We start from the raw sequence: 10,667 nt of genomic DNA on the forward strand, positions 1-10,667 counted from the left end.
TGCTCGACTCGATCCGGACCGCCAAAGAGGCTACCACGGCCTCGCTCGGGGCAGCCTACAACAATTTCACGCCGAAGCCGATCAAGTTCGCGCTCGACAAGTCGGCCGAGTTCATCGGCGCCGGCCTGGACAAATTGGGCGAACGCTACGGCGCCGGCTGGAAAAAAGCGATCCTGACGGCGGCAGCAATCTCCGTGCCCTTCGCCCTGCCGCCGACGCTTGTTGCGGCCGAGGCTGCCCGGGCCCTGGGTTATGCGGGCAAGCAAGCGGTCGCTGCGGCCCCGGTGCCGACGGTCGAACCTCAGCTGCTGAAGACTGCCAGCCAGGTCGAGCAGGCAGCGAAGTCGCAACGGATTCCGCTTCCCGTCGTGCCGGCGGTCGACATTGCGGGCCTGGCCAAGGCGTCCAGCGACGTGCAGCAAGCGATCAAGGCAACGCCCGTAACGCTGCCAATCACGCCGGCACTGTCGGGGAACGCTGGAAGCGTGGTCATCAACGCGGCCGACGAAATGAGGCTCGCGATTGAGAAGGCCGCGGGCTTCGCCTCGATTCGCCCTTTCGAAGGCCTCATCCGTCAAGCTGCCCAATTCCGCGAATCATTGGGCCTGTTGGGCACCGAAGAAAAGGTTGTCCATGATGGCCTCACTCAGCTACTGGCGTCGCTCGCCGCAGCCAAACAAAACCCCTTCAGCCCTGCCGCGAAAAGTTTGGAAGCCATCGGCCTGCAGGCAAGCACCTTGGCGAACCTGCGTATCGACCAATCCTTGCAGCAAATTTTCGACGGCTTGCGCAAGATCGATGACGTTCGCCTTCGCGAAGACGTCGCCCAAAAACTCCTCGGCGCCGGGTTCAGTGAATTGGAGGCGACGCTCGGCAAGGTCGGCGGGCTCAAACTCCCCGAAGTGAAGCTCGCCCTGAATGTCCGCGACGCTGCCGAAAAAGCGGTGCGCGACCTCAAGGATGTTTTCGGCGGCGCCCTCGACAAGCTGTTCTCCGGCGACATCTCCGGAGCAATTGGCGACGTCATCAAGGGCACCTTGGCATTCGCCAAGGGCCTGGCAAAAGACGCTCTGGGCCAGATCGGCAAAGACGCAGCAGCAGCGTTCGCGACGGGAGGCCTGCCAGCAGCTTTGGAGGCGGGCGCCGCTGGTGCCAGCCAGGCCGTTGCCGGCCTCAGTGCTGGCCTGACGGCGTTGGGCGCCAGCATTCCGGTAATTGGGCAAATCGCTCTGGCGGTTCTTGCGGTGGCCGCAGCGGCAACACTCCTGAACAACTACGTCCAGAGCGCCTTCGCGAACACTTTGGGGCTGCTGAAACAAGCTCAGGCCCTGGGCGTCGCGGGCCAGCGGTCCCTTGAAGTTGGGCATGCATTCGCCCGCGCCAGCGCGGACATCAACGAAGTCGGCCCCTCCCTGAATCGCTTCGCGAAGTTCCTCGGAGACGTCAAGCTGGACCCGAATGGAGCGCAGGCTCAAAGCCTGCGGCGCCTCGGACTCGACGCCGAGCAACTCGCCCGGACGCCTCTACCCGAGGCCCTCGGCCAAGTCGGCGACGCGCTCAACGGCCTGGGTGATCGAGCCCTGCAGGCTCATTTCGCGAATGAGATCTTTGGCCGCGGATGGGCCGACCTGCAGGGGGTGTTCCGCCGAGGGTCTGCAGGTTTCCAAGAGGCCGCCGCGGAGTACCGGCGATTCGCCGGCGTGATTTCCGCGACTGATGCGGAGCGAGTCAAGTCCGCTGCTCGAGCTGGCCAGATCGCCGCGGCTCAACGGGCAGCAGTCAGTCAGGGAGTCCAGGTTCGCACTGCGGTGGCTTTTGCACCAGTGATAGAGAATTCCGGGAAGCTTAGCCAGGCGTTCAACGAAGCCTACCGCCTCGGAGGGACGGTGATCGGCGATCTCTTGAGCGGCCTGGGCCGGACAATTTCTGTGGTCAGCGAATTGTTTGCCGTGGTCGCGATCGGTGTTCGCGGGTGGACCGCTTTCTATCAGACTCTCTACGCGGTCGGAAAGGCCATTTTCTTGCTTCTGCCGTCGATGGTGCACGTCGTCAAGCTTTTAGGGGCGATCGCTGACACGGACGCATTTAAAGATTTCACCGCTTTGCTTCGGCTGGTGGGCGACGCGATATCGAACATAGCCGATGAGGTATCGGGATTCTTCGATTCTCTCGCAGGGAAAATCCCAGGGATCGTTTCCGAAATCGCAACGGTCATTCCAGGCTTGAAGGAAATTGGGGGAGCGATCAAAGCAGTCTTTGACGACATTTCCAAACCACGCGGGGAGTCGCAATTCTGGAACGGGTTGATCGCTACGACTCCTGCTTTCGCTGCCCTGGAAATCGCGAGGCAACGAAGGTTGCAACAAGAACCCGCTGCTACGAATGCCGCCGCCATCAGCACCCGCCTGCCGCCGGATCTCTTCCGCAACACGACCTTGCGCCGTCCGGATCGCCTTGCCGAGCGGTTGAGCCAGACGCCCTTGATCGAGCCGGTTCGCGAGCAGGCCGACAGCGCGTTGGCCGTAGCGAAGCAACTAGAGGCACTCGCCGAGCAGATCCAACTCACCACGCAGCTGCGATCGGAAGCCGAGCGATTGGGGCTAGTGCGGGTAAACGCGACTCAGCAAGAGCTTGAGGCGGTCAAGGATCTTGTCGAGTTCCAGCTTCGCAACGCGGCTGCCATTGGCGCGACTGCTGGCGCGGCCGAGCGGTTGCAAGCTTTCGCGCGTGCTCGAGCAATCGCTCAACCGACGGTCGAGGCCCAGAACACGACTGCCGAGTTTCGCCGGCAAGCCGACGAGTTGCAGCGGTCCACTGAGTTGATGGCGATCCTCATCGGCCAAGGTCTCTCCTTCGAGCAGATCCAGCGGAGGCTTGAACAGCAAAAGCAGGTCGATTCCTTGGTGCGCCGCAACGCACCGCAAGCCGAGATCGTGCAGCTTCGGGAGGCGTTCCGGGTTGCCAACCCAGCGGCAGAGTTGAACGCTGCCACGCAGGAGGCGACCAGGCAGGTGGCATCGTTGCAGGCAACGACCCGCCGACTGCAGATTGTCGTGGATCTTCGCAGGGAAGCGCTCGCGGCAGGAGAGAACCTTGCTGATGTCGAAAACCGCATCAATGCCGAAGCGGACAGGCGGCTCCTGATCGAACGTGGCATCGCCGATGAGGTTGACCGCCAACTCCAAGCCGCGCAACGGGGGGCGCAGGCGGACGAAGAGCGTATTCGCCTCCTCGGAGAAGCGAACCGCATCATCCAGGCGAACCGCCAGGCCGACGCGGGTGCTGCGTTCGATGACCAGCTGAAAAAAATTGAGGAGCTTGTGCAACTGGGCGAGTTGCAGCGAAGCCAAGCCGACTTGGCCATTGGCCGGCACTTCCTGGACTTCGAACGCACACTGGGCCAGCAACCCGGCCTGCCGACGCAGGTCCTGAGTTCGCAAACGGTCGAGGGGCTCCGGTCCGCGGCGGCACAGCGGGCCGGGCTCAATTCGCCGACCGATCCGCAAGAGCGGGTGGTCCAAGCTATGGAGCGGAGCCGCCAGACGCAGGAGCAAATGGCTGCCTACCTACGCGAGTTGGCCGTCAATGCACGCCGACGGCGCACAGAGGAAACGGTTGCAGGAGGTGATTTCTAATGCCTGCCCCCCCAGCAATCATTGCAGCTTGCCAGCAGGTCGAGCGCACGGGCCAAATCGATAAGGACGGCAATCGTACCTATACGGCGAAGTTCCATCTTGAGACCTCGGCCGCAGCCGTGACGCAGGAGGACATCTTTGCGGAGATCGCCGCAGGTGGTAGCGGATTGCCGTGGATTGGCAACCCCTTTTCAATCACTGCCGCTTGCGACCGCGTCGTCAGTTTGGACCTGCAAACCCGCGATCGCCTTCCTGGGAAGAAATGGGTGCTCACGGCGACCTATTCAACGCGGGGAGACCGACCGCCGACGGCGGACCCCAACCCGCTCAACCGGTTAGCCGATGTACGCTTCGACCTAAACCAATTTCGTCGAGCCGTAGATAAGACAGCGTACGGCAATCCTATCAAAAACTCGGCGGGTGACGCCGTCCCGCGTGAACGCGACGACGACAACGGGGTGATCCGCATCGTCCAAAATCGCCCCGGCCCTGGACAGAGCGTCCCGTGGATTTGGAAGAACGAACTTGACCAGTATCTGAAGTCGCTCAACGAAGCGGACTTCACGATCCTGGCGAACACATTCCCCGCGGAAACGCTGAGGATGCTCTCGATAGTTCCTGAACTCCGCTATGAGTCGTGTGTCTGGTATTGGTCGGTGGTGTACACGATCGAGTACCGGCAGGACGGGTGGGAGGACACCTTCTACGACAGCGGCTTCCGGAAGCTTGTGGATGGCAGGCAGGTCGCGATTGTCGACCCGAACGGCAATCCGGGGCCGCAGGGATACTACCTCGACGGCGCCGGTAACCGTCTCGCCGCTGCCGCCAGTCCAGTCGAGTTGAGTTTTAGCCACTACCTCCCGGTCAGTTGGACTGGCTTGGCGTTCAACCTTTCGATTCCTTAGGTGCACTATGGCAGAGCAGATTGTAGGGATGACGCCGCAAGCCTTTCGCAGGACGCGGAACGCCGTGCTGTGGGCCGAAGGGCAGAGGCGTTCCGGGCAGGCCGAGGGCGAAACGATTTTCTCGCCGGCGAACATCCAATTCGTCGTGCTCAAGAGCACCACGAAGGATGGCTCGGATTACCCAGGGCGGGTAGTGCTCCATGACGCACCGACGAACACGTGGCTGATCGCCGGCAACGTCTGGGTGAGACCGGCGAACCCGACCGCGGTACTCCGCACGAAAGTGAAGTACCCCGCGCGGCAATCGGGGGAGCGCGACGACGGGCGATCCGTGTTCGTGGTGTTCGATGCCTGCTGCACTCCGGAGCCGGACGCCCCGCCGACGCAGACCTTTACCTGCGGCGGGCACACGTCGCACGCCATCCCCGAGGTGTTGTGGCTATTCACGCCGAGTTTTCCCCTTGGAAGCTACCCCCTCGGCGGTTACGCGCCATTCATTTTCGATGTCGCGGGCCCAAGGGGGAGCGGCTGGTACACGCAAGACGGCGCCTATGGAATTTACTGCGACACTGGGGCCACCAGCCTCAAGGAAGTGTCGACCAGCTCGACTGTGTACGGCGACGTATCGCTTGACTGCACCAACTACTTTTCCGGGTTTACGTCACACCCCGGGTCGACCGATTGTGCGGAAACAAGATTCCGGATCATCGGATTGACAGGGGTGACGCACGTTCCTCAGATTGTGCTCCTGGATGAGTCGCTCCAATACCTTGGCCTGATTTCGCCGGTGCCGGAGGCGGTCGCCGTAACCATCATCGACGTTGACGGAACGCTTGGGGGTACCAGGCTGCTACTGCTCAAGCACAGTCCCACACTGTACGGCTACGACTCCATCCCGGAGTACACACGCACCTTCACCGTCGGCGGGCGAGACTTCACACTGACCTGCGCCCTGTACGAAGATCTGTCCACTACCGAAGTGAAGGCATCAGTAACCCTCGTACGGGTCTCGGATTCCACGCTCATCAACACCGCTCCGGCGATCTCTCCAGCTCCGGACTGGGACGACGACTTGCCGGTGGAATTTACCTCGGGAGTCACGGACGCGGCTTCCTTTGCTCGGGTCTGGGAAGCCAATACGGCCTACGCCGTAGGAACGAAAATTCGCGGCACTGGCTTGAGCACCCATTTGCTGCAGGTCACGACCGCCGGCACGTCGAGCCTGGTCGAGCCCACGTGGACGCTCCCAGGTCCGATCACTGACGGCACGGTGACATGGATCTTCGCCTCGGCATCGCGGAATGTCGAAATCCGTGTCGACTATGGGGCGTGACCATGAGGCCGTTACTGTGCGCGCATTTGGGCGAGCAGACGCGGCTCGCCGAGTGCTGAGGCAAGCAAGTCAAGCTGAAGGTCTTCAGCTGCGGACTGTTGTTGAGGGAGTGTACTCCGGCTGCCTCGACCCCAAATGGAGGAGTGATCAACTGCAACGCATGTCCCCAGTGGACCCCGAAGGAGGGCCCTAATGTCAAGTGATTCCGCGATCGACAAACCCGAGCCGCTCACCGGTCTGAGCGGAACGGCAAAAGTGATTCTGCAACTTGGCACCGTCGGCGTGCTCTGTGCTCTGCTTGTCGGGGCGGCTGCCTGGGCCAGGTCGATGCTGTTGTCCATGCAAGATCAACAACTGTCGAGCCAGCAATGGTTTCAGGAAGAATTGAGGGCCGAGCGCCGGGCCCAGACCGATACCGTTAGGGAGTTTTCGAAGTCGATGACCGAACTTGCCGGCGCGGTCCGATCCCTGCACGTCAGCCTGCAGGAGGAGACGAGAGCGACGCGCCGGCTCATTGAAGAGCTGACGAAAGCCATTCAAAGAAAGGACGAACCATGATTGCAACACTCTATGACAAGGGCCTGGCGTCAATCATCGGCCCGACCGACATCACGGCCGACACGCTCAAGCTCCTGTTGATGGGCGATGGCTACACCGTCGACAAGCACGCTCATGACTTCGCGGACGATCTTGCCGACGAGGTGTCAGGGACCGGCTACACCGCCGGCGGCAAGGCCCTCACCGGCGTCACGCTCACAACCACCGCGGCAAACTCCTGGGCGACCACCCGGGCCAACTCGACAGCCTACACCCTCGGCACCATCGTGCGACCGGCGTCGGGCAATGGGCACCTTTATCGGTGCATCGTCGCCGGCACTTCCGGCGGCTCGGTCCCGACCTGGCCGACGGTCAGCGGGCAGACGGTCACCGACGGTTCGGTGACCTGGGCGGAGTGCGGCGAGTTCGTGACCGTGTTCGACGCCGATGACGTCACCTGGACTTCGGCATCTCTAACTGGAGTCGTCCAGGGTGTGGTCTACAAGTCGACGGGCACCGCGGGGACGAGCCCGCTGCTGATCCACCTGGATTGGAGCGACGCACCCCTGGGCACCGGCTCGAGCGGATCGATCACGATCACCTGGAATTCCCAAGGGATCGTTGCGTTCTAGAGGTCGGCTGGCCGGCAGGCCAGTCGTTACGCCGCCCTGGTCGGGGATCTCCCGGCCAGGGCCTTCTTGCAGGAGTCAAGAGCATGGAAGAGACGGCAAGTTTCACCGTGGTGGTTCCAGCAGCGGACCTGGCCGCGTTCAAAACGGACATCGCGACGTTGGTGCCAGACGCGTCGCAGCGGCCGGAGGTCGAGCGCATCACGCTTGCCACCTGGCTTGCCAAAATGCGGGCTGCTGTCCACGAAAAGGCCCAGGCTGTTCGCAACAAACAAGCCCTCCAAAATGGCGGCTTCAGCGTCACTCCCGGGGGGAGCTGAGCATGGCAACTGAACTGCATGTAGCTGCGGCGTCTGGCCTCGCCGTATATGCATTGATCCGTATGCCTACGGGTCAGATCTGGAACGGCTCCAGCTCCAGCTATGAGGTCTATTCCTCTGGGAATTATTCGAGCTACCCCGTTGCTCTCACCGAGCAAGGCTCCAGCGGATACTATGTAGGAAGCCTACCTAATGTGGGCGCGTCGCTCCTATGGGTGGCGTACTATTCCCAAGCGGGGGGCTCTCCAGCGGAGGGGGACCCCCTCATCATGCTACGAGAGTATTGCTGGGACGGCACTTCGGTGCGGACCGTGTTGGACGTGGTGAACGTGTTGCCTACCAACCTGATCAGCGGCCGCATGGATTGCCACGTCGGTGACATCGCGGATGACACTATCACGTCTGGGGCCCTGGCCGCATCCGCGGTGACGGAGCTGCAGAGCGGGCTAGCGTCGCAGTCCTCCGTGGACGGCATTGCCGGCATCGTGCCGACGCTGGCGTCTCAGGGCGACATGACGACGGCACTGGCCGGACTGGCCGCGATCTGGGGCGTCGTCCCAACCCTTGCAAGCCAAGGTGACATGACAACAGCGCTGACGGCCTTGGCTACGCTTGTTGGTAGGACCATGTACGACGCGAACATCGTACAGGTCAACGGCACCGCGGGCATGCTCGGCGGCGTGAGCTTCTACGCAGCCTTGCAGTTGATTTTCGCTGCGTGTGGCGGCGGCCCAACTTCGGGCGCGACCGGCGGCACGTTCACCATCTCCGCCCAGGGCGGAGTCGATCTCTCCGTCATGACGTACGACGCCGACGGCAATCGCACCGGCGTGAGCATCGTTTACATGTGATGTGAGTTTCGTATGAGTTGGCCCAAGACAATTTGGCCGGCATGTGTGTGGCCTCAGGCCCTTTGGCCCGAGCTGCACTCGGATGCAATCGACGCAACGGTTGCCGCGCCGCTGCTGGTGCGCCCCTTCGCGATGCTTCCGCCGGCGGCGTCTGCGGATTCTGCCGTTGCCGGGCCCCTGCTGCCGCGAACCCCGCTGGTAGTGGTGGCGCCGACAGTAGCAGCTGACGGCACCGTGCAAGCCGAGATCCTTGTACGGGCCCCACGGTGTCCTGCGCCCGAGGCCTCGGCTACCGCCGGCGTGCAAGCGGGGATGCTGGTGCGCTCCAGCGCGTCGCAAGCGCCATCGGCTGGTGCCGCCGCGGTACTCGATGTGGGCATGATCGCCCACCCGGCGACGCCGCTTTCGCCGACGGCGTCGGCTGCGGCCAGCGCCAACGCCAGCCTGGTGATTCGCCGGCCTGCCGCATTCGTCGCCGGCGCCCAAGCCGATGGCACCCTCTCGGTGGGCCTGACCTGCCGGCCGTCGGCAATCCTGGTACCAGCCGCGAGCATTGGCGTGTCCGTGGTTGTGGGGCTGATCGTGCGCCCGATCGCCGGCGTGCATTCTGGTGCGATCGCGGCAACCTCAAGAGTCGACGTGGCACCGCTACACCGCGCCCCGCGGCCGATTGTGCCGAGGCATTCAGCAGCGGCGACGGCAGCAGCGGCAACGGTGGTGCGCCCCGCCCAGGCCCTCATCGTCTCAGCTGCGACCTCCGCCGCCGTAGCTGCGGCGCCGATCGTCATTCGACCGGCGCGACCTCGGCTGGGCCAGCCGTCGGCTACCTCGATCGTCGCGGTAGGTTTGCTGTCGCGCGGGCCAACGATCTTTCCCGCCGAGGTCGACGCGACGAACGGCACGGAACCCAAGGGGCACTACCGGTGGAGGGCGACGGTAGTGCGCAGATTGAGTTGGCATGCCGGCGTGTCCCGCCGGCTCGCGTGAAAATGCTCGATCGGGGAGGGGTGAGATGGAATCCGGTATCCACAAGAACGCAGGCGGCGTCGTATTCGAGCCGCAGTTCACCGAGCTGGACGACGAGAGCCTCGAGGTGCCCGTGCCGATCGGAACGGCCGATGTGCTGACGCTCAAGCTCCGGGCCCCAAGCGGCGAAGTAAAGTCCCGGGACCTAGAACTCACGACCGACGGCGACGACGGTAAGGCGCGGTACACGACGAACACGACCGATCTGGACGAGGTCGGATTGTGGTGCGCCCAGGCGTACGCGCGCATCCCCGGAGGATTCGACGGTGGGACTGACTGGCAGTATTTCCAGGTGTTTCCCAACCTGTGAGGATCATGGATGTGGGCTGTGCTGGCATGCTGTTGCTTGGGAGTGGCACCGACGCCGGAGGCGCACGCGGCGGCGGCGATCGTCCACCTCGAGGCGTCCGTACCCTGGGAGGACTGGTACTACACTAGGTTCCTTTCGTATGCCGCAGTGCCCGAGGTAGATCTGCCGAAGTACCAGCACTGGCAGAAATGGTGGCTGCCTCAGATCGCGTTCGCCCAGCGACCGGAGCCGCCGCGCGAGGTGCCCGGTACCGACGGCCGCCTCTTCGCCCTCGACCTTCGGGATTACAACTGGAACGGACCAGCGTGGGAAGCGGTGGCCCTGCGCGAGCCGTACACCCGCGTTCCGCTGATTCCGGTAAGCCTCGGCGATCGGTTGCGGCGCATCGCCGGCTACCGGGGCACTGACAAGACGGCTGTCATCACCATGATCCGCGGTGACTGGTTCATGCGGGAAACGCAGGAGACGCTGCGTTCGCCGGCGTACTACGACTTGCTGTTCGCCAAGGATCGATTCACCGGAGTGCGCCGCAAGGTGGCGCGTAACGTGCAGCATGCCGGCGGCGACTTCGCCTACCCGGACGGGAGGATCACTCCGAACGTGCCCGCGGGCTTGTACGGGATCGAGTACTGGGAATCGACCGACATCAAGTTCGTGGATTTCCCGAAGGATGAAGCGGACTGGGACAAGGCTTTCGGTTTGGACAAAACCAAGGAGTTTTTCCGAGCCCAGCGCATCGACCTTCGCAACGGGGCCATCGTTGCGGGCAACAACGACGATCCCAAGAGCGGGTCGGTGGTGAGCAACAACGGGCGGTTCCTCGAGATGATCGACGGCCCGGTAGGCTGGGCAGGGGCAACGTACGACCTCGCCGATTATTCAAAAACGGATTTCCTCGAGGCCGCCCCGATTCTCATCTTCGGGGAGGCGAAATTTGACGGCGGCGAACTGCTGGCCCAGCTGCCGAGCGGAGGCCTCGCCTGCCTGCTGATCAACGGCAAGGGTAAGCGGGTCGAGTTGGCACCGACGAACATCGTGCGCGACGTGGAAGGGCACCCGCGCAGCGCCGACGTGCGGACGCCGTTCAGTTGCTTCGGTTGCCATGGTCCGAGCAACGGATT

At 63.2% G+C, this 10,667-nt stretch carries 10 protein-coding genes; all 10 read left to right on the forward strand.

Annotation, left to right across the window (positions count from 1 at the left end):
* Window positions 1–3,635, forward strand: a 3,635-nt coding sequence (locus K1X74_22975; GenBank protein ID MBX7169215.1) for a hypothetical protein, incomplete at its 5' end; no start/stop codon positions are given.
* Window positions 3,635–4,540 carry a hypothetical protein gene (locus K1X74_22980; GenBank protein MBX7169216.1) on the forward strand — a complete coding sequence of 302 codons (906 nt, stop codon included), beginning with the start codon at window positions 3,635–3,637 and terminating at the stop codon, window positions 4,538–4,540. The genes K1X74_22975 and K1X74_22980, both read left to right, overlap by 1 nt.
* A gap of 28 nt (window positions 4,541–4,568) precedes the next feature.
* Window positions 4,569–5,873, forward strand: a complete 1,305-nt coding sequence (locus K1X74_22985; GenBank protein MBX7169217.1) for a hypothetical protein — start codon at window positions 4,569–4,571, stop codon at window positions 5,871–5,873.
* A gap of 192 nt (window positions 5,874–6,065) precedes the next feature.
* Window positions 6,066–6,431 (forward strand): hypothetical protein, encoded by a 366-nt coding sequence (locus tag K1X74_22990; GenBank protein MBX7169218.1) that lies wholly within the window; start codon window positions 6,066–6,068, stop codon window positions 6,429–6,431.
* Entirely contained in the window at window positions 6,428–7,042 is a 615-nt protein-coding gene (locus K1X74_22995; GenBank protein ID MBX7169219.1) for a hypothetical protein, read from the forward strand. The genes K1X74_22990 and K1X74_22995 overlap by 4 nt, the downstream gene beginning before the upstream one ends.
* Window positions 7,043–7,125: 83 nt before the next feature.
* Window positions 7,126–7,359 carry a hypothetical protein gene (locus K1X74_23000; protein MBX7169220.1) on the forward strand — a complete coding sequence of 78 codons (234 nt, stop codon included), beginning with the start codon at window positions 7,126–7,128 and terminating at the stop codon, window positions 7,357–7,359.
* Between the two features lie 311 nt (window positions 7,360–7,670).
* Window positions 7,671–8,210, forward strand: coding sequence for a hypothetical protein (locus K1X74_23005; GenBank protein MBX7169221.1), 540 nt, complete (start codon window positions 7,671–7,673; stop codon window positions 8,208–8,210).
* A gap of 378 nt (window positions 8,211–8,588) precedes the next feature.
* The gene (locus K1X74_23010) at window positions 8,589–9,197 is read left to right on the forward strand and encodes a hypothetical protein (protein ID MBX7169222.1); all 609 of its coding nucleotides are present in this window, start codon (window positions 8,589–8,591) and stop codon (window positions 9,195–9,197) included.
* A 25-nt stretch (window positions 9,198–9,222) separates the two neighbouring features.
* Window positions 9,223–9,546: a hypothetical protein gene (locus tag K1X74_23015; GenBank protein ID MBX7169223.1), complete on the forward strand. Its 324-nt coding sequence runs from the start codon at window positions 9,223–9,225 to the stop codon at window positions 9,544–9,546.
* A gap of 9 nt (window positions 9,547–9,555) precedes the next feature.
* Window positions 9,556–10,667, forward strand: a 1,112-nt coding sequence (locus tag K1X74_23020) for a hypothetical protein (GenBank protein ID MBX7169224.1), incomplete at its 3' end; no start/stop codon positions are given.

Source organism: Pirellulales bacterium (genome assembly GCA_019694435.1).
GTDB lineage: Bacteria > Planctomycetota > Planctomycetia > Pirellulales > JAEUIK01 > JAIBBZ01.

Bases quoted from the DNA above. Each gene is read 5' to 3' on its own strand.
- K1X74_23010 (MBX7169222.1), top strand. From the start codon at position 8,589: ATGATCGCCCACCCGGCGACGCCGCTTTCGCCGACGGCGTCGGCTGCG.
- K1X74_22990 (MBX7169218.1), top strand. From the start codon at position 6,066: ATGTCAAGTGATTCCGCGATCGACAAACCCGAGCCGCTCACCGGTCTG.
- K1X74_22995 (MBX7169219.1), top strand. From the start codon at position 6,428: ATGATTGCAACACTCTATGACAAGGGCCTGGCGTCAATCATCGGCCCG.
- K1X74_23000 (MBX7169220.1), top strand. From the start codon at position 7,126: ATGGAAGAGACGGCAAGTTTCACCGTGGTGGTTCCAGCAGCGGACCTG.
- K1X74_22985 (MBX7169217.1), top strand. From the start codon at position 4,569: ATGACGCCGCAAGCCTTTCGCAGGACGCGGAACGCCGTGCTGTGGGCC.
- K1X74_22980 (MBX7169216.1), top strand. From the start codon at position 3,635: ATGCCTGCCCCCCCAGCAATCATTGCAGCTTGCCAGCAGGTCGAGCGC.
- K1X74_23015 (MBX7169223.1), top strand. From the start codon at position 9,223: ATGGAATCCGGTATCCACAAGAACGCAGGCGGCGTCGTATTCGAGCCG.